Source organism: Caballeronia sp. AZ1_KS37, assembly GCF_023631165.1.
Taxonomy (GTDB): Bacteria; Pseudomonadota; Gammaproteobacteria; order Burkholderiales; family Burkholderiaceae; genus Caballeronia; species Caballeronia zhejiangensis.
Genome location: NZ_JALQDP010000007.1, coordinates 1 through 24850 on the forward strand (window position 1 = coordinate 1; position 24850 = coordinate 24850).

Annotated in this window: 19 protein-coding genes, 3 tRNA genes and 1 pseudogene; 14 read left to right on the plus strand and 9 right to left on the minus strand. The window is 62.9% G+C overall.

Annotation, left to right across the window (positions count from 1 at the left end):
* Window positions 1-671: 671 nt before the first annotated feature.
* Window positions 672-4139, minus strand: a pseudogene (gene mfd / locus NCS00_RS06950) (transcription-repair coupling factor); the annotation flags it as partial.
* A gap of 139 nt (window positions 4140-4278) precedes the next feature.
* Here mfd and ispD point away from each other — a divergent pair.
* Together ispD and ispF are read left to right on the plus strand one after the other, a co-directional pair.
* Window positions 4279-5001, plus strand: a complete 723-nt coding sequence (gene ispD, locus NCS00_RS06955) for a 2-C-methyl-D-erythritol 4-phosphate cytidylyltransferase (RefSeq protein ID WP_008349782.1) — start codon at window positions 4279-4281, stop codon at window positions 4999-5001.
* 26 nt (window positions 5002-5027) lie between these two features.
* Window positions 5028-5519: a 2-C-methyl-D-erythritol 2,4-cyclodiphosphate synthase gene (ispF, locus tag NCS00_RS06960; RefSeq protein ID WP_008349780.1), complete on the plus strand. Its 492-nt coding sequence runs from the start codon at window positions 5028-5030 to the stop codon at window positions 5517-5519.
* Window positions 5520-5535: 16 nt separating this feature from the next.
* Here the strand turns inward: ispF and NCS00_RS06965 are convergent, their stop codons facing one another.
* From NCS00_RS06965 to ompR, 4 genes are all read right to left on the minus strand, one after another.
* Window positions 5536-6060: a carboxymuconolactone decarboxylase family protein gene (locus NCS00_RS06965; RefSeq protein ID WP_008349777.1), complete on the minus strand. Its 525-nt coding sequence runs from the start codon at window positions 6058-6060 to the stop codon at window positions 5536-5538.
* Window positions 6061-6149: 89 nt separating this feature from the next.
* A complete protein-coding gene (locus NCS00_RS06970; RefSeq protein ID WP_008349775.1) occupies window positions 6150-6698 on the minus strand; it encodes a peroxiredoxin in 549 nt (182 codons plus the stop codon).
* Window positions 6699-6870: 172 nt separating this feature from the next.
* Window positions 6871-8235: an ATP-binding protein gene (locus NCS00_RS06975; RefSeq protein WP_008349773.1), complete on the minus strand. Its 1365-nt coding sequence runs from the start codon at window positions 8233-8235 to the stop codon at window positions 6871-6873.
* A 61-nt stretch (window positions 8236-8296) separates the two neighbouring features.
* Window positions 8297-9022, minus strand: a complete 726-nt coding sequence (ompR, locus tag NCS00_RS06980; protein WP_008349770.1) for an osmolarity response regulator transcription factor OmpR — start codon at window positions 9020-9022, stop codon at window positions 8297-8299.
* Window positions 9023-9266: 244 nt separating this feature from the next.
* Here ompR and NCS00_RS06985 point away from each other — a divergent pair, with 244 nt between their 5' ends.
* Together NCS00_RS06985 and NCS00_RS06990 are read left to right on the plus strand one after the other, a co-directional pair.
* Entirely contained in the window at window positions 9267-9632 is a 366-nt protein-coding gene (locus tag NCS00_RS06985; protein ID WP_250439695.1) for a hypothetical protein, read from the plus strand.
* Between the two features lie 16 nt (window positions 9633-9648).
* Window positions 9649-10500 (plus strand): DUF1501 domain-containing protein, encoded by an 852-nt coding sequence (locus NCS00_RS06990; protein WP_250439697.1) that lies wholly within the window; start codon window positions 9649-9651, stop codon window positions 10498-10500.
* Here the strand turns inward: NCS00_RS06990 and NCS00_RS06995 are convergent.
* A complete protein-coding gene (locus tag NCS00_RS06995) occupies window positions 10497-11339 on the minus strand; it encodes a squalene/phytoene synthase family protein (protein ID WP_250439699.1) in 843 nt (280 codons plus the stop codon). The genes NCS00_RS06990 and NCS00_RS06995 overlap by 4 nt on opposite strands.
* A 168-nt stretch (window positions 11340-11507) precedes the next feature.
* A tRNA-Leu gene (locus NCS00_RS07000) sits at window positions 11508-11594 on the minus strand.
* Between the two features lie 272 nt (window positions 11595-11866).
* Between NCS00_RS07000 and NCS00_RS07005 the strand changes: the two genes are divergently transcribed.
* Window positions 11867-12235: a DUF2946 domain-containing protein gene (locus NCS00_RS07005; RefSeq protein WP_250439701.1), complete on the plus strand. Its 369-nt coding sequence runs from the start codon at window positions 11867-11869 to the stop codon at window positions 12233-12235.
* Window positions 12236-12376: 141 nt separating this feature from the next.
* A complete protein-coding gene (locus NCS00_RS07010) occupies window positions 12377-13807 on the plus strand; it encodes a PepSY-associated TM helix domain-containing protein (protein WP_250439703.1) in 1431 nt (476 codons plus the stop codon).
* Between the two features lie 24 nt (window positions 13808-13831).
* On the opposite strand, the gene NCS00_RS07015 is transcribed toward NCS00_RS07010, so the two are convergent.
* Complete coding sequence (locus NCS00_RS07015) at window positions 13832-14980, minus strand: glycerate kinase family protein (protein WP_250439705.1); 1149 nt, start codon at window positions 14978-14980, stop codon at window positions 13832-13834.
* 528 nt (window positions 14981-15508) lie between these two features.
* Here NCS00_RS07015 and tig point away from each other — a divergent pair.
* From tig to NCS00_RS07055, 8 genes are all read left to right on the plus strand, one after another.
* The gene (gene tig / locus NCS00_RS07020) at window positions 15509-16855 is read left to right on the plus strand and encodes a trigger factor (RefSeq protein WP_008349757.1); all 1347 of its coding nucleotides are present in this window, start codon (window positions 15509-15511) and stop codon (window positions 16853-16855) included.
* A 138-nt stretch (window positions 16856-16993) separates the two neighbouring features.
* Complete coding sequence (gene clpP, locus NCS00_RS07025) at window positions 16994-17647, plus strand: ATP-dependent Clp endopeptidase proteolytic subunit ClpP (RefSeq protein ID WP_008349755.1); 654 nt, start codon at window positions 16994-16996, stop codon at window positions 17645-17647.
* A gap of 173 nt (window positions 17648-17820) precedes the next feature.
* Window positions 17821-19092, plus strand: a complete 1272-nt coding sequence (gene clpX / locus NCS00_RS07030; protein WP_008349753.1) for an ATP-dependent Clp protease ATP-binding subunit ClpX — start codon at window positions 17821-17823, stop codon at window positions 19090-19092.
* 186 nt (window positions 19093-19278) lie between these two features.
* Window positions 19279-21702: an endopeptidase La gene (gene lon / locus NCS00_RS07035; protein ID WP_008349749.1), complete on the plus strand. Its 2424-nt coding sequence runs from the start codon at window positions 19279-19281 to the stop codon at window positions 21700-21702.
* A 211-nt stretch (window positions 21703-21913) separates the two neighbouring features.
* On the plus strand, window positions 21914-22246 hold the full coding sequence (locus tag NCS00_RS07040; protein ID WP_279613068.1) for an HU family DNA-binding protein: 333 nt from the start codon (window positions 21914-21916) through the stop codon (window positions 22244-22246).
* 76 nt (window positions 22247-22322) lie between these two features.
* Window positions 22323-22398, plus strand: a tRNA-Val gene (locus NCS00_RS07045).
* Window positions 22399-22423: 25 nt separating this feature from the next.
* Window positions 22424-22500 (plus strand) — tRNA-Asp (locus tag NCS00_RS07050).
* 254 nt (window positions 22501-22754) lie between these two features.
* Window positions 22755-24677, plus strand: a complete 1923-nt coding sequence (locus NCS00_RS07055; protein WP_175982914.1) for a SurA N-terminal domain-containing protein — start codon at window positions 22755-22757, stop codon at window positions 24675-24677.
* Window positions 24678-24747: 70 nt separating this feature from the next.
* Here NCS00_RS07055 and NCS00_RS07060 read toward each other — a convergent pair.
* On the minus strand, window positions 24748-24850 hold a 103-nt coding region (locus NCS00_RS07060; RefSeq protein WP_250439142.1), incomplete at its 5' end, for an IS3 family transposase.

The window sequence follows — 24850 nt, forward strand, 5'->3', positions numbered from 1 at the left end:
GGACGCCAGATTCAATATACAAGTAACCAAAGAAAGCAGCTTCCGATACGCCCGCGGTCACACGCAATTTGGGTAGTTCTCTCGTCCATCGTGGGCTGCCTAAAGAGTGCCCTCATAGGCCCCATCGTGCTTGGCTCGTGCACGGTCCGTCTCATCGCACCACACAACAAACCGGTTCAGCACCATATGGCTCCAGCCCGCTTCGCGGCCGACCGGTCAATCGGGGATGCATGTGCTTCTTCACTAACGTCTCCATCTCACTACAATCGCCGCCCTTTGGTTTCCCTTGCAGACCCGGCGGCAGCGCGTAGCGCTGTGCCGAAGCTCTTTCGTGCTGAACCAACGTTCTGAACACCTTCGGGCGGCAGACCGTGCGCGAGCCAAGCCCGATTAGGTATTTGAGGGCACTCGTTAGGCGAGTGCCGCCTGGGACGAGAGAACTACCCAAATTGCGTGTGACCGCGGGCCTGAAAAGCTGCTTTCTTTGCTTACTTTCTTTGCAGCAGCAAAGAAAGTGAGTGCCGCCCCGCACAGGGGCAACGCTGATAGACCGACACGAAACCGGGATCCGGCGACTACAGTAAGCAAAGTGAGCCCCACCCCGCACAGGAGGCAACGCTGACAGACCGAAAGCAAATCGGAATCCGGCGAAAACAAAAAAGACACCGAACAGCAGCGGCCGGTTTCCGAACCGGCCCCCCCAACGCCCGCAACGTCTCCTTGACAGTAGAGATCCGCACCGAGAGATCGGGACTCCGCGACTCGATGCGCAACTTGTCCTGACCCGCGAGCTTGATGTGCTTATGCTTCTGCACCATCTCGATGATCTTCATGCCATCGACGGGCGGATTCGGAACGAACTGCAGCGAGATCGACTGCTCGCCCGCGTCGATCTTCGAGATGCCGAGCGGTTTCGCAGCAAGACGCAGCCGATGCGTCTCCACGAGCGCATGCGCCTGCGGCGGCAGCTTCCCAAATCGATCGACGAGCTCTTCGAGAATGCCATCGATCGCATCGCTCGATTCGCAGTTCGCGAGCCGCTTGTACAACGACAAACGCTCCTGCACATCGGCGCAGTAATCGGCGGGCAGAATCGCGGGCGCGTGCAGATTGATCTCGGTCGTTGCCGCAAGCGGGGCGTTCAGATCCGGCTCGCGGCCTTCGCGCAGCGCACGCACGGCGTCGTTCAGCATGTCGGTGTAAAGCTGGAAGCCGATCTCGTGAATCTCGCCCGATTGCTTGTCGCCGAGCACCTCGCCCGTACCGCGAATCTCCAGGTCGTGCATCGCGAGATAAAAACCCGAGCCGAGTTCCTCCATCTGCTGAATGGCTTCGAGCCGCCGCTGCGCCTGCTTCGTCAGCGATTGCGGATCGTGCACCAGCAAATACGCATACGCCTGGTGATGCGAACGCCCGACACGTCCGCGCAACTGATGCAACTGCGCAAGACCGAACTTGTCCGCACGATGCATGAGGATCGTGTTCGCGCTCGGCACGTCGATGCCGGTCTCGATGATCGTCGTGCACAACAGCACGTTCGCGCGCTGGCCGACGAAATCGCGCATCACGCGTTCGAGCTCGCGCTCGTGCATCTGTCCGTGCGCAACCGCGATGCGCGCCTCGGGCACCAGCGCTTCGAGCATCGCGCGCCGATTCTCGATCGTCTCGACTTCGTTGTGCAGGAAGTAAACCTGGCCGCCGCGTTTCAGTTCGCGCAGCATCGCCTCGCGGATCACGCCGTCTTCCTCGCGCCGCACGAAGGTCTTGATCGCGAGCCGCTTCTGCGGCGCGGTCGCGATCACGGAAAAATCACGCAGGCCTTCGAGTGCCATGCCGAGCGTGCGCGGAATCGGCGTCGCGGTGAGCGTGAGCACGTCGACCTCGGCGCGCAATGCCTTGAGCGCCTCCTTCTGCCGCACGCCGAAGCGATGCTCCTCGTCGATGATCACGAGCCCGAGCCGCTTGAACTTCACATCGCTCGACAAGAGCTTGTGTGTGCCGATGACGATATCGACCGAGCCTTCGTTGATCTGCTGCACGGCCGTCGAAACTTCCTTGCCGGTCTTGAAGCGCGACAGTTCCGCGATGCGCACCGGCCAGTCGGCGAAACGGTCGGTGAAGGTCTGCGTGTGCTGTTCCGCAAGCAGCGTCGTCGGCGAAAGAATCGCGACCTGCTTGCCCGCCATCACCGCGATGAACGCGGCGCGCAGCGCGACTTCCGTTTTGCCGAAGCCGACGTCGCCGCACACGAGACGGTCCATCGGTTTGCCGCTCGTCATGTCGCCGATGACGGATGCGATCGCCGCCGCCTGATCGGGCGTTTCCTCGAAGCCGAAGCTCTCCGCGAACTTGGTGTAGTCGCGCGGCTCGAGCTTGAACGCATAACCTTCGCGCGCCGCGCGGCGCGCGTAGAGGTTGAGCAGCTCGGCGGCCGTATCGCGAATCTGCTGCGCGGCCTTGCGTTTGGCTTTTTCCCACTGGCCGGAGCCGAGCGTATGCAGCGGCGCGCTTTCCGGGTCCGCGCCGCTGTAGCGCGAGATCACATGCAATTGCGCGACCGGCACATACAGCTTCGCCTCGTTCTGATACTCGAGATGCAGGAATTCGGTTTCACCTTCGCCGAGGTCCATCGACACGAGGCCCATGTATCGGCCGATGCCATGCTGCGCATGCACGACGGGATCGCCGACCTTCAGCTCGGCGAGATCGCGCACCATCGAATCGACGTTGCTCGCCTGCTCCTGACGACGCCGTCCGGCGCGGCGCGCGAGCGGTCCGTAAAGCTCCGTCTCGGTGACGATCGACAGCTTCTCCAACGGCAGCGCGAAACCGTTGGCGAGCGGCGCGATGCCGAGCGTGAACTTGCCGTCGGCGGTCAGCCATTCGTGGAACGTGTCGCGCAATTCGCCGCGCAGGCCGTTGTCGGCGAGCAATTGCTGGATCGTCTCGCGACGTCCCGCCGATTCCGCGACGAGCATCACGCGATTGTCCGTCTGCTCCAGATAGTGACGCAGCGCGAGCAAAGGCTCGTCGGCGTGACGGTCGATCGCGAGGCCCGGCAGCGGCACGGCCCAGCCGCCTTCGGGCGTCGCGGGAAACTTCAACTGCGCGAAGGGCTTCGCGAACGTGAAGAAATCGTCGTCTGTCAGAAAGAGCCGGCGCGGTTCGAGCAAGGGCCGCTCGCGATCGTGCGAAAGGAAGTCGTAGCGCTGCTTCGTGTCGTGCGTGAAGCGTTTGATCGCGGCGTCCATATCGCCGACAAACGCGAGCTGCGAGCCTTGCGGCAAGTAATGAAAGAGCGTCGCGGTTTCATCGAAGAAGAGCGGCAGATAGTATTCGATGCCCGCCGAGGGCACGCCATTGCCCATGTCCTTGTAAATCTGCGAGCGGCTCGGATCGCCCTCGAAGACCTCTCGCCAGCGGCTGCGAAAGGCGGTGCGCGCGGCTTCGTCGAACGGGAACTCGCGGCCCGGCAGCAGGCGCACGTCGCGCACCGGATAAAGGCTGCGCTGCGTGTCCGGATCGAACGCGCGGATGGAGTCCACCTGGTCGTCGAACAGATCGATGCGATACGGCAGCGCCGAGCCCATCGGATAGAGATCGATGAGCGAGCCGCGCACGCAATACTCGCCCGGCCGCACGACCTGGCTCACGTGCTCGTAACCCGCGAGCGTCAATTGCGCCTTGAGCTTCGCTTCGTCGAGCCGCTCGCCCTGCGTGAACGAAAACGTGTAAGCCGCGAGAAACGACGCGGGCGGCATGCGATAGAGCGCGGTCGTCGCCGGGACGATGAGGATGTCGCAGCGGCCTTCGCCGAGATCGTGCAGCGTCGCGAGACGTTCCGAGACGAGATCCTGGTGCGGCGAAAACGTGTCGTACGGCAGCGTCTCCCAGTCGGGCAGAAGGCGCACGCGCGCATCGGGCGCGAAGTAGGGGATTTCGGCGGCGAGACGCTGCGCATCGACTGCACTCGCGGTGACGACCGTCAGGAGCGGCACGCTCTCGCGATACGCGGCGTAGTAGCGCGCGATGGCGAGCGCATCGGACGAGCCGGAAGCGCCATCGAAGACGAAGCGCTGACCCGGTTTCACGAGCGCGATGGGAGAACTGGACTGCGCGTTGACGGCTTTGGAAGGCATAAGGTGTGCATGGAGCCGTCCGGCAAACGCGGGTTCGGAGAGTCGAACCGGCGTGCGCGGGACGTGGTCGCGAAAGACCTATTATAAAATCCGGGCTTCAACTTTGACTTGTTCACCTCATCTGCTCGACTATTCGCCCGTGACTTCGCGCCTGTTCTCACTGATTCCCTGCGCCGGCACCGGCAGCCGCTCCGGCGCGCCGATGCCGAAGCAATACCAGACGATCGCGGGCCGCCCAATGCTCGCGTACACGCTCGCGGCGTTCGACGCGTGCTCCGAATTCTCGCAGACGCTCGTCGTGCTCGCACCGGACGACAACCACTTCGACGCGCGCCGCTTCGCCGGATTGCGCTTCGCGGTCGAGCGCTGCGGCGGCGCCTCGCGGCAAGCGTCGGTGTACAACGGGCTCGTCGCGCTCGCGAAATTCGGCGCGCGCGAAGACGACTGGGTCCTCGTGCACGACGCCGCGCGCCCCGGCATCACGCCGGAGCTGATTCGCAAGCTTGTCGCGGAACTGCGCGACGATGCGGTCGGCGGCATTCTCGCGCTGCCGGTCGCGGACACGCTGAAACGCGTCGCACCGAACATGCCCGATGTCCCCACGGACGACGTGCGCGTCGCGCGCACGGAATCGCGCGACGGGCTCTGGCAGGCGCAGACGCCGCAAATGTTCCGGCTCGGCATGCTGCGCGAAGCGATCGAGCGTGCGCGTCACGACGGCCACGACCTGACGGACGAAGCGAGCGCGATCGAATGGCTCGGTCATTCGCCGAAACTGGTTCAGGGCAGTCTGCGCAACTTCAAGGTGACGTATCCGGAGGATTTCGCGCTCGCGGGCGCGATGCTTTCGGCCGGCGCCTGACTCACACTCAACAAAGGTTTGGATCGATGGATTTCAGAATCGGACAAGGGTACGACGTCCACCAGCTCGTCGAAGGCCGCCCGCTCATCATCGGCGGCGTGACGATTCCCTACGAGCGCGGTCTGCTCGGCCACTCGGACGCCGACGTGCTGCTGCACGCGATCACCGATGCGCTGTTCGGCGCGGCGTCGCTCGGCGACATCGGCAGGCATTTCCCGGACACGGCGACCGAATTCGCCGGCGCGGACAGCCGCGTGCTGCTGCGCGAGGCGTTCCGGCGCGTGTCGGAGGCGGGTTTCGCGATCGCGAACGTCGACAGCACGATCATCGCGCAGGCGCCGAAACTCAGCTCCCATATCGATGCCATGCGCGAAAACATCGCCGCCGATCTCGATCTTTCAATGGATCGCGTGAACGTCAAGGCCAAGACGAACGAGAAGCTCGGCTATCTCGGGCGCAAGGAAGGCATCGAAGCGCAGGCCGCGGTGCTTTTGCGCCGGACGTCAATCGACGGCTAAAGCGCGGCGGGAAGCGCTATTTCCCTTCGGCTTCGATCGTCAGCGCGACGGCGTTGATCACCGCGGCGATGCGGCCGACGTCGCGCAGTTGCGTCGTCGACATGCCTTCGGCCACGAGATTCTCGTAGTGCGATTTCACGCAGAAATGGCACTTGCCGACGATCGACGCCGCGAGCGCGTACATCTCGAAGCGCCGCTTGTCGACGCCGCCGTGCGACGCATACGCGTTCATGCGCAAGTTCGCGGGCTGCGTCTTGAGATCGGCGTTGTCGGCCATTTCAAGGTACGGATACCAGACGTTGTTCATGCCCATCAGCGCGGCCGCGGTGAGCACGGCGTTCGTCTCTTCGGGCGACAGCGCGCCCGAGTTGCGAATGATGGCGACGAGCTTCGTCGCTTTCGCGGCAAACGCGGCGGCGAGCGCGACGCCAGCCGCATCGCTGCCTTCGAGCGATGAACGCGCGATCGTGCCGTCGACGTTAAGGCGAATGTCCTTCGCGTAGTCGGGCACCAGTTCCTTGATCGCAGACAGAAATTCCATTGTTTTCTCCTGTTCGATGGCATTAAAAAGCCCGCCGATCGGCCGAATACACTCGGCTCGATGGCGGGCTTTGCGGCATCCGGAAACGCTTACAGCGTCGCGCCGCCGACGGCACGGTTGCACGGGCAGAGTTCGTCCGTTTGCAAGCCGTCGAGAATGCGCAAGATTTCTTCCGGGCTGCGGCCGACGTTCAGGTTATTGACCGAGACGTGCTGAATGACGTTGTCCGGATCGACGATGAACGTCGCGCGCAACGCCACGCCGGCTTCCTTGTCGCGCACGCCGAGTTGATCGATCAGTTCGCCTTTCACGTCGCCGAACGAGTAATGGTTCAGCTTGTTCAGGTCTTTGTGCTCGCGGCGCCATGCCAGCTTGACGAACTCGTTGTCTACGCTGCCGCCGAGCAGAACCGCGTCGCGGTCCTCGAAATCGGCCGCCAGCTTCGCGAATTCGACGATCTCCGTCGGGCAGACAAACGTGAAATCTTTCGGATAGAAATAGATGATCTTCCACTTGCCGGGGAAAGACTGCTCGGTAATTTCCTCGAACGCCGACTGGCCGTTCTCTTCGTGATGGTTGAAACCCGGCTTCGCAGCGGTGACAGTGAATGCTTCGACTTTATCGCCAACGGTCTTCATGCGGAAAACTCCTGTGAAATCGTTGAAAGGACAAACTCCAGCCAAACTACCGTATCGCCGTAACGCTCGCGTGACACGTTCATGCCAGGCCGCGCCGAGCGTTGAACCGCTTCATCTTAACCAGAATTAAAAGAGTGCTTCGGCCGTTTCCAGCTTCCGAAACGGGCGCGCTCTAGCCTTCGAAGCGCACGCCGCCTTTCATCGGCGGGAAGTCGATGGTGACTTCGAAGCCGGGCAGAGGCGTGCGGTTGCGCAGACGCAGCGTGCCGCGCTGTCGCGTGACGAGGCGCTGCACGATCGCCATGCCGAGACCGGTGCCGTTCGCCTGCGTGCGCGCCGTATCGACGCGATAGAACGGACGCGTGATGAGCGCGACCTGATCGTCGGGGATGCCGCGGCCCTCGTCCATCACGGAGAGCTCGACCCTGCCGTGCGCGACGCGCGTCTGCAGCGTGATGCGGGCGATGTCGTCGTGTTCGCTGCGGCCGTACTTGCGCGCGTTTTCCAGCAGGTTGCCGACCACGCGGCGCGCATCCGTCGGATCGCCTTCGATCACCGCGCCCTGGGCGAGATCCGTCCGCATGACGACGCCGTCGTCGGCCTGGAAGCGGGCGGCGAGTTCGCTCGCGATCATCGACAGGTCGACGGCCTCGGGCATGCGCTGCATCGGCCGCGCATAGTCGAGAAAGCGCCCGATGATCATGTCCATCTGCTCGATGTCGTCGATCATCGCGAGCTTGGTCGCTTCGTCCGACGGGCTCATCTCCGTCTCCAGCCGCAGGCGCGCAAGCGGCGTGCGCAGATCGTGCGAGATGCCCGCGAGCATCAGCGCACGGTCGGCCTCGAGCTGCTCGAGATCCTGCACCATCTGGTTGAAGCTTCGATTGGTTTCGGCAGCAACGCCCATGCCGCGTTCGGGCAAGGGTTCGGGCGATTGCCCCGAACCGACCTTGCGCGCGGCGAGCGCGAGACGCGCGAATGGCCGATTCACGAGACTCGTGATGAACGCCGCGCCGAACAGCGACAGCGCGAGCGCGAACACGCCCCAGCCGGCCCATTGCAGGCCGGTCACGGTGTCGAGCTGATCGCGATCGAGGGCGACCCAGTAATCGTCGTCGTCGATCTTGAAGCTGATCCATACGCCCGGAATGTCGTTCACCGACTGCGCGATGATCGTCTCGTTGCCGAGCCGCCCGCGCACGTCACGTTCGATCAGCCGGTTGAGCGATTCATCGGGCTGGAGCTTGTATTTGTCGGTGGTCTCGCGCGGATACACGCGCACGCCTTCGTTGCTCTCCAGATCCTGAAGCAGCGCGCGGCGCAGATCGGGGTCGGAATAGAGCAGGGCGGTGCGCGTGAGCTTGACCACGGCGACGAGCTGAAGCGCCACGCGCTGCGCACGCGGCTCGCGCTCGATGACGCGAAAGCTCTGGAACCACGCCGTGAGACTGACTGCGATGAGCAGCGCGATCAGCGCGAAGGTTCGCCAGAACAGGCCGCCGAACGCGAGCGCCAGTAGCCGCCTGTCGATTCGCATGAGTCTGTCGGGTTCGGCTCGGTGAAGGGGAGAGAGCGTGACGAAACTCGCTTAGGATCGATCAGGCTGCGCCGTCGGGAATGAACACGTAGCCGAGGCCCCACACGGTCTGGATGAAACGCGGACTGCTGGGATCGGGCTCGATCAGCTTGCGCAGACGCGATATCTGCACGTCGAGGCTGCGGTCGAACACTTCGTACTCACGGCCGCGTGCGAGCTCCATCAGCTTTTCGCGCGAAAGCGGCTGGCGCGGATGGCGCGCGAACACTTTGAGTACCGAAAATTCGCCGGTGGTCAGCGGGATTTCCTGGCCGTTCTTCGTGAGCGTGCGCGTCGCGAGATTCAGTGCAAATTCGCCGAACTCGAACACTTCGGTGGTTTCTGACGGCGCGCCCGGCAATTCGGACGGCGTCTGACGCCGCAGCACCGCATGAATGCGCGCGACGAGTTCGCGCGGATTGAAAGGCTTCGGCAGATAGTCGTCCGCGCCCATTTCGAGGCCGACGATGCGATCGACATCTTCACCCTTCGCGGTGAGCATGATGATCGGCGTGCGATCGTTGCTGCCGCGCAGACGCCGGCAGATGGAAAGACCGTCTTCGCCGGGAAGCATCAGATCGAGGACGAGCAGATCGAAACGCTCGCGCACCCACAACTTGTTCATCGACGGGGCGTTTTCCGCAACGTACACGTTGAAGCCCTGTTCACCGAGGTATCGGCGCAACAGATCGCGCAGGCGCGGATCGTCGTCGACGACGAGAATTTTTGAAGGGTTCTTGGTTTCCATGGCGGCATCTTAGCGCGTTTGTTCAAACGCCGAGTTTGTAACAAAAGCGAGTGTAACAGTTCGTTACAAAATTTACGGGGCCTGTGGCACGGCCTAGGGGTTTGCTGCGTACACTGCTTTACCTAAGCCCGCCATTCGGTAGATACTCCATTAGACCAGTGCGTCGCGCGGCACGACCAAGCCGCTTCGAGACGTGCGCGAAAAGACTGAGGCTGTCCGGTTGTCGAGCAACGAAGGGAACAACATGAAGGGAGCGCGGCAGCGCGGACCCGTGCGCAACGAGCGCATTCTCAGAAAGACACTTCTTGCCAGTGCGCTCTACGCAGTACTGAGCACGCCTCACGCCTATGCACAACCGACAGGCTTCGATCGCGGCATCGCGAGTTCCCCGAATCGTTTCGATGGCAGGATGATTCGCGCGCAGCAGCGCGTGGGCAAAGGTTCGGGGTCGTCGAGCCACGATCCGAAGACCGCGGCCATGCAACCCATTCAGCAAGTGGATCAGGCGCCGCCCGCGCGCCCGCCGCGCCACACCGTGATGACCGCCGACGAGCGCCGTCTCTTGCGGCAGCATATCGAAGAAGCGGTGCGCGATCTCTACAAGCGGTAAGCGGCGCGTGCCCGCGATGGACCGACGTGAATTTCTCTCGATTGGCGGTGCGTTCGCGGGAGCTCTCGGCAGCATCGGCGATGCGTGCGCCATCGCACATTCCGACACTTCCTCTGCTTCGATTCGCTCCCTCGTGATCGTCGACCTCGACGGCGGCAACGACGCGCTCAACACAGTCATTCCGATCGCCGATGCGCGCTATCGCGTGTTGCGGCCGAAACTCGCGATATCGAAAGACCGCGCATTGATGCTCGATGAACGCACCGCCTTGCATCCGTCGCTGTCGCCGTTGATGAGCGCGTGGCGCGCCAACGAAATGGCGATCGTGCAGGGCGTCGGCTATGACGCGCCCAATCGCTCGCATTTCCGCTCGAGACAGATCTGGGACACGGCATCGCATGCCGATGAATATCGCGCCGACGGCTGGCTCGATCGCGTGAACCTGAAGGTGACGCACATCACCTTGCACGGCTTCGACACGCACGAGCGTCAGTCGCATCGGCATGCGGCGCTGCTGGCCACGCTGGCAGAGCGGCTCGCGTCGCTGCGGGCGTCGCTGATCGCGTCCGGCGCATGGAGCCGCACGCTCGTGATGACGCGCTCGGAGTTCGGACGCGCCGCGCGCGAGAACGCCGCGGGCGGCACCGACCACGGCGCGGCCGCGGCGCATTTCATGATGGGCGGAGGCGTGCGCGGCGGACTCTTCGGCATGCCACCGCGACTCGATCGACTCGATGCGGACGGCGGCTTGTCCGTCGGCGTCGACTTCAGAACGCTCTATGCCACGGTGCTCGACGCATGCGGGCAGATCGATTCGTCATCGATTCTCGGCGCGCGCTTCGCGCCATTGCCGATCCTTCGCGTCTAACGCGTCTTCCATGTGATCCACAGCTTGCGGATCGGCGTGAGTGCGATGCGTTGATGCAGCACCCGAAAGTTCTCCCGTTCGATCTCGTCGAAAAGCGCGAAGGACAGCGCTGCCTGCGCGCGCAGCACGCGTTGCGTCGCGCGCTCCGAAGCGGGAATCGCGGCCAGCGCGTCGTCTAGCGCCTGGCGGGCGCGGCTGGTCTGAAAGCGCATGAGGTCCGTGAACGTATCGCCGTACTTGCGATTGATGATGTCCGCGGCCGTCACGTTGAATCGCTGCAACTCGTCGATGGGAATATAGATGCGGCCATTGCGCGCATCGCCGCCGATGTCCTGAACGCGCTCGGCCAGCAGCAACGCGGATCCGAGCGGCGCGGCCCACGACGCGGCCTGCTGCGGATCGCGCGCGCTCGCGCGTGCAACGGCCGTCGCGAATGCGCCGCCCGTCTGATCGAGGTAACGCCGCAAGCCGGGCCAGTCGAGGTAGCGCGCCTGATCGAGATCCATGCCGAAGCCGTCGACGATCGCGGCAAGCGATGCGCGTCCGGCATCGTCGAGAACCGGATGCGCGGCATCGTCCGCGTGCGCCTGCAACGCTTTCGTGACCGGATGCGTGGGCTCGCCGCCATCGAGCCGCCCGAGTTCGCTTCGCCACCATGCGTGCTTGGTGCGGCCGATGGTCGGATCGCTCGTCTCCTTCACGGTCTCTTCGAGCTCGCGATAAAGCGCATAGAGCGCGGTCAGAAGCGGCTGGCTCGCAGCCGGCGCGCGGCGCAGCGCGTAGTACGTGCCCGAACCTTCAGGCGCGGCTTTTTGCTGGCAGTAATCGTCGAAATTCACGAACGGAGCTTGTGGGAGTTCGAGGGGAGGCGGGGTCGGTTCTGGTCGTGCGGTTGGCCGCGCGGCGTTCATTTTATCCGGCGAGGCGCGGCTTCGCTGCGCAGCGGCGGCAGCATCAGCCGGCCGCAAAAACAAAAAACCCCTTTGCCGATGAAAGGGGTTTTCGTGTGGTGCGAGGAGCGGGACTCGAACCCGCACACCCTTGCGGGCGTCAGGACCTAAACCTGGTGCGTCTACCAATTTCGCCATCCTCGCAGCACGGCAGGCGCTCTGGGCACTTGCGGATGATGACCCGCGCCCGGCGATGCCGCCGTGTCCGGCACCGGTCCACTGTGCCAAGCCCGAGATTCTAACGCATTCATCTGGCGATGTCTGCGAAAATGCGTCGACGGTCCTGAGCTTAAGCGAGGCGCGAGAATCGTCGGCATGGCCGTCGATTCCGGCCATACGCGCCCGAAGATTGCGGCTCGCAGATCGGCTGCCTACAATCTCGTCACACTTCCGCTTCGGCATCGACATTCCCGCTCATGAACCGCAACGCGCGCAATCGCTTCGTCGCATGGCTCGGCATCGCCGCCATGTGGCTTGCCATCGTCGCGCCGGTCATCAGTCAGACGCTCGCCGCGCGCCAGGCCGCCAATCCGCAAGCGGTGCTTTGCACGGTCGATGCGCCTGCAACGGACTCGCACGCCGGCCATCACGACGCCGCGAGTCATGTCGACGCCTGCTCCTACTGCGGACTGCTCGCGCAGAATCTGCCGATCGTCACGGGCGTCGTGCATGACGTCGCGCTGATCGAACGCGTCACGCGCGTGCCTGCCTTCGCGAACGTCGAAGACGTCACCTCGAAATCCTTCAACGCCGCGAGCCCGCGCGCGCCGCCCGTCCTCTCCTGAAGCCTTCCTTCGTCTGACCGCATCGATGTTCGTCGCGCACATGAGCGCGATGAACGTACGACCGCTCGTCGGGAATATCGTCACGGCACTGACGGTACTTCAGATGCGCGCTCATCGCAAAAATACTCAACGAGATTCGCCATGCTTGCACCCGACCTGAACGCGGCGCCAGCGACGCCGAGCGCGGAAGTCATCGCGCATCGCCGCACGCTGTGGCGCTGGCATTTCTATGCGGCACTCTTCGTGATGCCGCTCCTCATCGTGCTCGCGATCACCGGCACGATCTACTGTTTTCAGCCGCAGATCGAGCCGCTGCTGTATCGCGACCGGATGATCGTCGCGGACACGCACGCCCCGCAACTGTCCCGCGATATCCTGCTCGCCAAGGCTGCCGCGAGCGAACCGCGCGGCGCCGTACCGACGCTCGCGCAAATCGAAACCGATCGCACGCGCAGCGCCGAATTCGTCTTTCGCCTGCCATCGGGCGAAAGCGAAAGCGTCTACGTGAACCCGTACGACGGCACCGTGCTCGGCACGCTTTCCGTCGAACATCGATTGATGAAGCAAGTGCGCAACCTGCATCGCGGCCTGATGCTCGGCAAGACCGGCGAGCTGCTGATGGAACTCGCCGGATGCTGGACGCTCGTGATGATCGGCACGGGTATCGCGCTGTGGTGGCCCAGCCGGTCGAACGCGAGACAGGGCGGCGTGTGGCTGCCCCGGCTATCGCTGCAAGGGCGCGCGTGGTGGCGCGATCTGCATGCGGTCGGCGGCGTGTGGCTCGCGGTCGGCGCGCTCTTTTTCGTTCTCTCGGGATTGCCGTGGTCGGGCTCGTGGGGCAAGCAATTCAAGGCGCTTGCGACGACCGCATCGCTCGGATATCCGAAGGGCGCGTGGGGCGAGGCGCATGTGCATTCGACGGCCCCAGCGACCTCGAACAACAAACACGCGATGCACGGCATGCAGATGAAGATGGACGATCTGCCGCTGCATCAGACGCCGTGGGCCGTCGGCGCGACAACGGTGCCGGAAGGCGCGAATGCGTCGGCTTCGGCTGCGCGCGTGTCGATCGGCGACGTGGTCGCGCTCGCCGCGAAAAACGGTGTCGCGGATGACTACGGCATCGCGCTTCCGTCCAAGCCGACGGGCGTCTACACGGTCTCGTATTTCCCCGCCGATCCGCGCGCCGAACGCACGCTGCACATCGATCAATACAGCGGCCGCGTGCTGTCCGACATCGATTACGCAAGCTACGGCGGCGTGGCGAAAGTGATCTCGTACGGCACGTCGCTGCATATGGGGCGCTACTTCGGGCTTCTGAACCAGATCGTCTGCTCGGCGATATCGCTCGGGCTCGCGGCGTTGTCCGTGACGGGCTTCATCATGTGGATGAAACGCCGGCCCGCGCGCGAACTCGGCGCGCCGGCGCGGCCCACGAAGCGCCCGCCGATGCGCGCCTGGCGCGGCAGCCTGACGTTGCTCGGCGTGATTTTCCCTTTGATGGGCGCGACCATGCTCGCCGTCTGGTGCTTCGACCGGCTTGCGTTCGGGGCCAAGCGCGCGGCTGCCTGACGAACCCGCGCGCCTCGTTCGGACTTATTTGGAACCGAATCTGAGGCGCGTGAGCTGCTCGGCTTCGTTGGCGAGCAGCCGCGCCGCATCGCGGATCGCCGTTTCGAGCGTGATCGGGCCGGGCGCCGGCGAGAAGCAGCCGCTGAAAAATTCGGAGAGCCGCGGCAGCGCGGCCGAATCGACGGCGCCCGACAGCAACGACGCCGGCACGCCGTGATCGCGCGCGTGCTTGCAGGCGATGAACGGCGCCTTGCCATGCAGCGTCTGCACGTCTGAACGGCCTTCGCCCGTGATGAGCCAGTTCGCGCCTTCGAGCGCGGCGTCGAGCCCGATTTCGCGCGCCACCACCTCCGCGCCGGTCTCGAAACGCGCGCCGAGCATGTGCAGCGCGAACCCGAGCCCGCCCGCCGCGCCCGCGCCGGGTTCGCTGCGTTTCGCGACGCCCATCGCGGGTTCGAGCAGATCGGCGAAATGGGCGAGGGCGGCGTCGATGGTGGGCACTTGCTCCGGCGTCACGCCTTTCTGCGGCCCGAAGACCGCCGTCGCGCCGTGATCGCCGGTGAGCGGATTGTCGACATCGGACATGCCGACGAACTCCGCGTCCTTCACGCGCGGATCGAGCCCGGAAGCGTCGATGCGCGCGACTCGCCCGAGCGCCGATGGCACCGGATGGAGCTCCTTGCCGTCTGCGTCGAAGAGTTTCAGCCCGAGGCCGACGAGCAGGCCCGCGCCGCCGTCGTTGGTGCTGCTGCCGCCGAGCGCCACATAGAATCTGCGCGCGCCGGAATCCAGCAGCGCGCGGATCGCCTCGCCCATGCCGAGCGTGCTGCGCTCGGTGACGGGCACGGCCATGCCGTCCGCATCCGTGATGCCCACGACTTCCGCCGTCTCGATAATTGCGCTGCCGTCGTCGAGCAGGCCCGTGGCGGCGTCGCGGCGTGCGGCGGCCGCGCCCCGCACGTTGAGCATGCGCCGCTCGCCGCCTGCCGAGAGCATCGCGTCGAGCGTGCCTTCGCCGCCGTCGGCCATCGGACGGACACGGATATCGGCGTCCGGCCGCGCGCGCCTGATGCCTTCCGCGATGGCGTTCGCGACGCCTTCCGCGGAGAGCGAGCCCTTGAACGAATCGGGAGCGATGACAACTACGGGAGCAGCGGACGTGACGTTAGGCATGGTGTCTCGAATGTTCTGATGTGGAAGCAAGGATTGAAAAGCCGCGGCGAGGCTCCATCTATGCGAATGTCGCATGCGCTTCATGCCTTGCGGCAATGGATTGCGCGCCGGAGCGCTTCGCCGCTCGAATCATGCGCCGGCAAGCTTATCAGCGCGGCGCGCGACGCAAAATAGCGGCGTGCCGATAGCGGGAATTCTGCGCGGGAGAGCCGGTCAGCAAAACGCGGATTTACGCCGAAATGAGCGTCGAAAACTGGCACTTTTCGAGTCAAATCGGACCGAAACGCAGTGTTTGCAGGATCGTCGGGCGGACCGCGCGGAATAGTTTGCTAAAATGCTTGGCTCTGTTGACTGACACCGTGTCGGGCGACGTTCCGGCACTCCCGCGAGACGCTTATTCTGGGCGTCTTCCGGCGCCAGGCGTCGATTTCGGCCGGCTCAGGCAGAGGCCGCATCCGGACCCGCGCCTTTAGAACCGCGGAAGAACCGAACACCGAATTTACGATTTACTCTAGGACGATTTCAGCCATGGCTAACGTAGTTGAGAACCTCGGCAAGCTCGAACGCCGCGTGACGATTTCCCTGCCGAAGGACACGGTGCAGAAGGAAGTGGATTCGCGCATCCGCCAGTTGGCCAAGAATGTGCGCATGCCGGGTTTCCGCCCGGGCAAGGTGCCGCTCAAGATGGTGACGCAACAGTATGGCGGCCAGGTCGAAGCCGAAGTGCTGAGCGACAAGGTCGGCAAGGAATTCTTCGATGTCACGCGCGCCGAGAACCTGCGTGTCGCGGGCCAGCCGAGCTTCGCGCCGAAGTCGGAAGCCGCAACGGACGCCTACGCCTTCGACGCGACCTTCGAGGTCTATCCCGAAGTGCGCCTCGGCGACGTGGCGACCGCTGAAATCGAACGCACGGTCACGACCATCTCCGAAGCCGAAGTCGATCGCACGCTGGACATCCTGCGCAAGCAGCGCGTGCATTTCCACGCCCGCGGCGAAGCCGGCGAGCACGGCGACGGCGGCGCGGACACGGCAGCCAAGGAAGGCGACCGCGTAACGCTCGATTTCGTCGGCAAGATCGACGATGTCGCGTTCGAAGGCGGTAGCGCACAGGACTTCGCATTCGTGCTGGGCGAAGGCCGCATGCTGCCCGAGTTCGAGCAAGCCGCGACGGGCCTGAAGGTCGGCGAAGAGCGCACGTTCGACCTCAAGTTCCCGGATGACTACCATGGCAAGGACGTGGCGGGCAAGACGGCGCAATTCACGATCACCGTGAAGAAGATCGAATGGCCGCATCTGCCGGAAATCAACGCCGATTTTGCGAAGTCGCTCGGCATCGAAGACGGCGACCTCACGAAGATGCGCGCCGAGATCAAGGACAATCTGGAGCGTGAAGCGAAGCGCCGCACGCAGCAGATCGTGAAGAATCAGGTCATGGACGCGCTCCTGAAGATCTCCGAACTCGACGTGCCGAAGGCGCTGATCGAACAGGATCAGCAGCGCCTCGTCGAAATGGCTCGCCAGGACCTGCAACAACGCGGCGTGCCGAATGCAGCCGACGCGCCGATCCCGGCCGAAATGTTCGCCGAGCAGGCCGAGCGTCGCGTGAAGCTGGGCCTCGTGCTGGCCGAACTCGTGAAGGCCAACGAACTGCAGGCGAAGCCCGAGCAGATCCGCGCTGAAGTGGACGAATTCGCCAAGAGCTACGAAGACCCGAAGGAAGTCGTCCGCTGGTATTATTCGAACCAGCAGCGCCTCGCCGAGATGGAAGCGTACGTCGTCGAAAGCAACGTCGTCGATTTCGTCTTGGGCAAGGCCAAGGTGACCGACAAGGAAGTCAGCTTCGAGGAACTGGCCAGCGCAACGGCGCAAGCCTGACGCGTTAGGCAAGGGGCGTGCGGAGTCGTCGGACTGACGGCTCGCACGCCTTTTTTGCATTAAAGTTGGGCGTTTGCATGCCGTTCTAGTGGATGTTCCTTTGTCGTTCAGTACCCTTATTCCGAACAAGGAAATTGCATGACCTTTCGCGCTGAATTGCTCGACACGTTGGCGTCCCACGCACCGCGGGATTTCGAAGCCCAGGCGCTCGGCCTCGTTCCGATGGTCGTGGAAACGAGCGGCCGCGGCGAGCGTGCCTATGACATTTACTCGCGTCTCCTCAAGGAGCGCGTGGTGTTTCTCGTCGGTGAAGTGAACGACCAGTCGGCGAATCTCGTCGTCGCACAGTTGTTGTTCCTCGAAAGCGAGAACCCGGACAAGGACATCAGCCTGTACATCAACAGTCCTGGCGGCTCGGTCTCGGCCGGCATGGCGATTTACGACACCATGCAGTTCGTGAAGCCGGACGTTTCGACGCTGTGCATGGGCCTCGCCGCAAGCATGGGCGCATTCCTGCTGGCGGCCGGCGCGAAGGGCAAGCGCGTCGCGCTGCCGAACGCGCGCGTGATGATCCACCAGCCGCTCGGCGGCGCACGCGGCCAGGCGTCGGACATCGAGATCCAGGCACGGGAAATCCTGTATCTGAAGGAACGTTTGAATCAGTTGCTGTCGCATCACACGGGTCAGCCGGTCGAGCGCATCGCGCGCGACACGGATCGCGACAACTTCATGTCGGGCGACGATGCGCAGGCTTACGGCCTCGTCGACCAGGTGCTTCACAAGCGTCCCTGAGGCGTCCGGAGCGGCGCCGCGCCGGCGCTCGGAGACGAAGCCGGCGAAGCGTGCGAAGTCGCGCATTGGGCGCCACGCCAAAACGCGCTCCGGCGGTCCTCGCGGGTGCGAATCTGCGTCGCGGAATCGAAGCGCGTATCATGTAACAAGAGTGTCCGGAGGCTTACACATTTATGGCGGACAAAAAAGGTTCCAGTAGCGAAAAGCTGCTGTATTGCTCGTTCTGCGGCAAGAGCCAGCATGAGGTGAAGAAGCTCATCGCTGGGCCGTCGGTGTTCATCTGCGATGAATGCATCGACCTGTGCAACGAGATCATTCGCGACGAGGCAGCCGGTGCGGCGGAGGAGGCCGGGCTGACCAAGTCCGACCTGCCGAGCCCGCAGGAAATCAGCGATATCCTCAATCAGTACGTGATCGGTCAGGAACGCGCGAAGAAAATTCTCGCGGTGGCCGTGTACAACCATTACAAGCGGCTCAAGCATCTCGACAAGAAGGACGACATCGAGCTGTCGAAGAGCAACATTCTCTTGATCGGGCCGACCGGCTCGGGCAAGACGCTGCTCGCGCAGACATTGGCGCGCATGCTGAATGTGCCGTTCGTGATCGCCGATGCAACGACGCTGACCGAAGCCGGCTATGTCGGCGAGGACGTCGAGAACATCATTCAGAAGCTGCTGCAGAATTGCAATTACGAAGTCGACAAGGCGCAGCGCGGAATCGTGTACATCGACGAGATCGACAAGATCAGCCGCAAGTCGGACAACCCGTCCATTACGCGCGACGTGTCGGGCGAGGGCGTGCAGCAGGCGTTGCTGAAGCTGATCGAAGGCACGATGGCGTCGGTGCCGCCGCAAGGCGGACGCAAGCATCCGAATCAGGATTTCATCCAGGTCGATACGACCAACATCCTGTTCGTCTGCGGCGGCGCGTTCGACGGACTGGAAAAGGTCATCACGGATCGCACAGAGAAGACCGGCATCGGTTTCGGCGCGAGCGTGAAGAGCAAGCAGGATCGCGACGCGGGCGAAGTGCTGCGCGAAGTCGAGCCGGAAGACCTGATCAAGTTCGGCCTGATTCCGGAGCTGATCGGCCGTCTGCCCGTCGTGGCGACGCTCGGCAAGCTCGATGAAGCCGCGCTGGTGAAGATCCTGATCGAGCCGAAGAACGCGCTCGTGAAGCAGTATCACAAGCTCTTCGCGATGGAGCGCGTCGAACTGGAAATCCGTCCGGCGGCGCTTCAGGCCATCGCGCAGAAGGCCATTCGCCGCAAGACCGGCGCGCGCGGGCTGCGTTCGATTCTGGAACAGGCGTTGCTCGACGTAATGTACGAACTGCCGACCATGAAGGGCGTTTCGAAGGTGATCGTCGACGACAACACGATCGACGGAGACGGCAAGCCGCTGCTCATCTACGAAGACGCACCGAAAGTAGCAGGATCGAACTGAAGCAGGCTGTGTGTCGGCGAAAGGCCGTTCATGGCGACGTGAACGGCCTTTTATTTTTGTCGGTTTATCTTGTGGACGTTACTGACGCGATCTTTGACTAACGACTTTTCCCTTCCGATAAAGGCTTGCAATAGCTCTGACCGGCCTTATTTACGACTGAACTGATTCCACTAATGGGGAAATGAAATGTCAGGAACCCAACTCCTCCCGCAGGAACGCATTACGCTGCCGCTGCTCCCGCTGCGCGACGTAGTCGTTTTCCCGCATATGGTGATTCCGCTCTTCGTCGGGCGGCCCAAGTCGATCAAGGCACTCGAAGCCGCGATGGAAGGCGGCAAGCACATCATGCTCGTCGCCCAGAAAACGGCGGCGAAGGACGAGCCGACCGAAAAGGACATGTACGAAGTAGGGTGTGTCGCCAACATCCTGCAAATGCTGAAACTGCCCGACGGCACGGTGAAAGTGCTCGTCGAAGGCCTGCAGCGCGCGAAAACGCTGTCGATCGAAGAGCAGGAAACGCAATTTTCCTGCGATGTGATGCCGCTCGAGCCGGATCACGCCGACAGCGCCGAAACCGAAGCGCTGCGCCGCGCGATCGTGTCGCAGTTCGATCAGTACGTGAAGCTCAACAAGAAGATTCCGCCGGAGATCCTGACGTCGCTGTCGGGCATCGACGAGGCGGGTCGTCTTGCCGACACTATCGCCGCGCATCTGCCGCTCAAGCTGGATCAAAAGCAGCACATCCTCGAGATGTTCCCTGTGATCGAGCGTCTGGAGCATCTGCTCGCCCAGCTCGAAGCCGAAATCGACATTCTTCAGGTCGAGAAGCGCATCCGTGGCCGCGTGAAGCGTCAGATGGAAAAGAGCCAGCGCGAGTACTACCTGAACGAGCAGGTCAAGGCGATCCAGAAGGAACTGGGCGAAGGTGAAGAGGGCGCGGATCTCGAAGAGCTCGAGAAGCGCATCGCCGCTGCGCGCATGCCGAAGGAAGCCAAGAAGAAGGCCGACGCCGAGCTGAAAAAGCTCAAGCTGATGTCGCCGATGTCCGCGGAAGCGACTGTCGTGCGCAACTACATCGACACGCTGATCGGCTTGCCATGGCGCAAGAAGAGCAAGGTCAACAACGACCTTTCGAATGCCGAGCGCGTGCTCGACGAAGACCATTTCGGTCTCGAAAAGGTCAAGGAACGCATTCTCGAGTACCTCGCGGTGCAACAACGCGTCGAGAAGGTGAAGGCACCGATTCTGTGCCTGGTCGGGCCTCCGGGCGTCGGCAAGACCTCGCTCGGGCAGTCCATCGCTCGCGCGACGAACCGCAAGTTCGTGCGTATGGCGCTCGGCGGCGTGCATGACGAATCCGAAATTCGCGGCCACCGTCGCACGTATATCGGTTCGATGCCCGGCAAGATTTTGCAGAGCCTCACGAAGGTCGGCGTGCGCAATCCGCTTTTCCTGCTCGACGAAGTCGACAAGATGGGCATGGATTTCCGCGGCGATCCGGCATCCGCGCTGCTCGAAGTGCTCGATCCGGAACAGAACCATACGTTCGCGGACCACTACATCGAAGTGGACTTCGACCTGTCCGACGTGATGTTCGTGGCGACGTCGAACTCGCTGAACATTCCGCCGCCGCTGCTCGACCGGATGGAAGTCATCCGCCTGTCGGGTTACACGGAAGACGAGAAGGTCAGCATCGCGACGCGTTACCTGTTGCCGAAGCAGAAGCGCAACAACGGCCTGAAGGACGGCGAGATCGACGTCACGGAACAAGCGATCCGCGACATCATTCGCTACTACACGCGTGAAGCGGGCGTGCGTTCGCTCGAGCGTGAAGTATCGAAGATCTGCCGCAAGGTCGTGAAGATGCTGCTGCTCAAGAAGGCGGAAGGCGCCGTGAAGGTCGACGGCTCCAACCTCGACACCTTCCTCGGCGTGCGCAAGTACGACTTCGGTCTGGCCGCGAAGGAAAACCAGATCGGTCAGGTGACGGGTCTTGCGTGGACGGAAGTGGGCGGCGATCTGCTGACGATCGAAGCAGCGGTGATGCCCGGCAAGGGCGGCGTGATCCGTACGGGTTCGCTCGGCGACGTGATGAAGGAATCCGTCGAAGCGGCGCGCTCGGTCGTGCGTTCACGTTCGCGCCGGCTTGGCATCACGGATGAGTCGTTCGAGAAGAAGGACATCCACATCCACGTGCCGGAAGGCGCGACGCCGAAGGACGGTCCGTCCGCCGGTATCGCGATGACCACGGCGCTGGTCTCGGTGCTGACCGGCATTCCGGTTCGCGCGGATGTCGCGATGACGGGCGAAATCACGCTGCGCGGCGAAGTGCTGCCGATCGGCGGATTGAAGGAGAAGCTGCTGGCAGCGCATCGCGGCGGCATCAAGCTCGTGCTGATTCCTGAAGAAAACACGAAGGATCTGGCCGACATCCCCGACAACGTGAAGAACGCCATCGAGATCGTGCCGGTTCGCTGGATCGATCGGGTGCTGGAACTGGCGCTCGAACGTGCGCCGGAGTCGTTGCCCGAAGACGAAGCGAAGGCAACGCCCGTCGCAGCCGAACAGCAGAAGGACACGCCAGCAACGGGCGAAGTCGTAAAGCACTGAACGCTTGTCGCGGCACGGTTTTAACGCCGTGTTGCGTGAACGAGGCTAAAAACCCGCGGGCAACCCACCCGCGGGTTTTCTTTTTGCGCGCGGCTTTTCGAAGAGAACTTCTAAAACGCCCGAAGGCCGCGCCGAATAAGGCTCAACCCCGGTTGACACGTGTCTTTCGGCTAAGTTAAATGAGCGCCGCATCCAATCTTATCGAGATGCCATCCGCTTCGATGCCGGACCACATCGATTAAAACGTGCCAATACTGATTCGGGGATCACAATGAACAAGACGGAATTGATCGACCATATCGCGCAGCAAGCCGATATCTCCAAGGCCGCCGCCGGCCGCGCGCTCGATGCGGTCATCGGCGGCGTAAGCGCGACGCTGAAGAAGGGCGGCACCGTGACGCTCGTCGGCTTCGGCACGTTTGCCGTCGGCAAGCGCACCGCGCGCACGGGGCGCAATCCGCGCACGGGCGATGAGATCAAGATCAAGGCCGCGAAAGTGCCGAAATTTCGCCCTGGCAAAGCGCTGAAGGATGCGCTAAACTAGCGGACTCGCTGGATACGGACCTTCGCAAAACGAAGTGTGAATCCAGCAGCAGCGCAAACCGAGTGAATTGCGGACCGGGTGCTTAGCTCAGTTGGTAGAGCGGCGCCCTTACAAGGCGTAGGTCGGGAGTTCGAGCCTCTCAGCACCCACCAGGTCACAGTTCATTGCGCGCTACCCGGAGCGGTAGTTCAGTCGGTTAGAATACCGGCCTGTCACGCCGGGGGTCGCGGGTTCGAGTCCCGTCCGCTCCGCCAGATTCGACAAAAAATCCCGTAAGCTTCACGGCTTGCGGGATTTTTGTTTTGGCGCGTGCTCGTTAAGAATGCTAATCATTGCTTCGCATCATTGAATGCTTGCTGGACGCAAACTTTCAACTGAAACATCGCCCGTTACGAAAAGGGGACGCGAGAATTTCACATCGGGCGGTGCAAATCCCGCCCGCCTTTCGCCTTTTCCTCGTCCACTGTTGTAATATCGAGCGTTTTGTTATAACCACGCAGCGCTACGCATGCTCGACTTCTTCCGTAATCACCAGCGCCTGATGATGGCTCTGCTGATCCTGATCATCGTGCCCGGTCTGGGCATGGTCGGGATTCAGGGCTTCAGCAACTATTTCGACGAAAGTTCCTACGTCGCCAGCGTGAATGGCCACAAGATCACGCGCGCCGAATTCGACAGCGCTTTCCGCCAGCAGGTGGACCGCGCCCGCTCGATGCTCGGTTCCCAATTCGACGCCAAGATGTTCGACACGCCCGAAGCGCGCGCCGCGATGGTCGATAGTCTCGTGCAGCAACGCGCGATGGCCGACGAAACGCAGCGTCTGCATCTGACCGCCTCCGACGACGCCGTGCGCCGGGCGCTGCTCAACGATCCGGTGATCTCGTCGCTCAAGAAGCCCGACGGCAGCATCGACCTCGATCGCTACAAGCAACTGCTCGCGATGCAGGGCATGACGCCCGCGCAGTACGACGAGCGCATGCGCTACACGATCGCGACCGGACAGATTCCGGGCAGCATTCAAGGCACGGCGTTCACGTCGAAGTCGCTCGCGCAAAGCCTGACCGAACTCGCGGAACAGAAGCGCTCGGTGCAGGGTCTGTCGCTGCGCGCGGCCGACTACACCGCGAAGGTCCAGCCGACCGACGCGCAACTCACCGCCTACTACGAAGCGCATCGCAACGATTTCGCGACGCCCGAAACCGCCACGATCCAGTATCTGCTGCTGTCGCCATCGACGATCGCGGCCGCATCGAAGCCGAGCGACGCCGATCTCAAGAAGTACTACGACGACAACATCCAGCGCTATCGCACCGAAGCGCAAGTGCGCGCGAGCCACATTCTCGTGAACGCACCGAAGGACGCGAGCGCGGCCGACAAGGCGAAGGCCAAGCAGAAGGCCGAAGACCTGCTCGCGCAAGTCAAGGCGCATCCGGATCAGTTCGCGCAAATCGCGCAGAAGAACTCCGACGATCCCGGCTCTGCAGGCAAGGGCGGCGATCTCGGCTACTTCGCGCGCGGTCAGATCGCGGGCGGCAAGGCTTTCGACGACGCCGCATTCGGCCTGAAGAAGGGCGAAGTCAGCAATATCGTCGAGTCGGATTTTGGCTATCACATCATTCAGGCGACCGACGTGAAGCCTTCCGTCACGAAGCCGTTCGACGAAGTGAAGGACTCGATCGCGAAGGACTACGCGGCTCAACAGGGCACGAAGGGTTTCGCCGACGACGCGCAAGGCTTCACCGATCTCGTCTACGAGAAGGCCAAGTCGCTGCAGCCGGCCGCGGACAAGTACAAGCTGACGGTGCAGAGCGCAACGGTCGGTCCGAAGCCGAATCCGCAATTGCCGCAAGACAATCCGCTCAACAATCCGAAGTTCCTCGCGGCCGTGTTCGCGCCGGATGCCGTGAAGGACCGCAACAACACGCAGGCAATCGACGTCGGCAACAACACGCTGATTGCCGCGCGCGTCACCGACTACAAGGCCTCGACCGTTCCCGCGTTCGACGTCGTGAAGGACGACGTGCGCAAGAAGGTCGTCGCGGAAATGGCTGCGGCGATGGCGAAGAAGGAAGGCGAGGCGAAGCTCGCGGATCTGCAGAAGTCGAAGTCGACCGACGGCTTCACGTCGCCTATCACCGTCTCGCGCAATGACGCGCAAGGCTTGCCGCCCGTCGCGTTGAGCGCGATCTTCAAGGCGGATGGATCGAAGCTGCCGTCGTATGTCGGCGTCGATCTCGGTGCGGAAGGCTACGCGATTTATCGTGTGAACGGCATCGAGAAGGCCGCGCCGGTCGCCGCCGATCGTCTCGCCGGCGCACAGCAGCAAGTCGCGCAGGTCTACGCGCAGGCCGACATGGAGGCGTACCTCAACTCGCTGAAGGCTCGCTCGAAGGTCAAGCTGAGCCAGGCGCCGGCACCGTCGTCGAACTGATCGGCGCTGACATCATCGAAAAGCCCCGCTTCCGAAATGAACTGACCCCGCAAAGTTGGACAGTTTTGGGCTAGGCCGCTAAGGGCTGAGTTCTGTACATCACAGGACTCAGCCCTTTCAGCTTCAGCTTGATGCGGTGGTGATTGTAGTAGTGAATGTAGCGTCTGATTCCG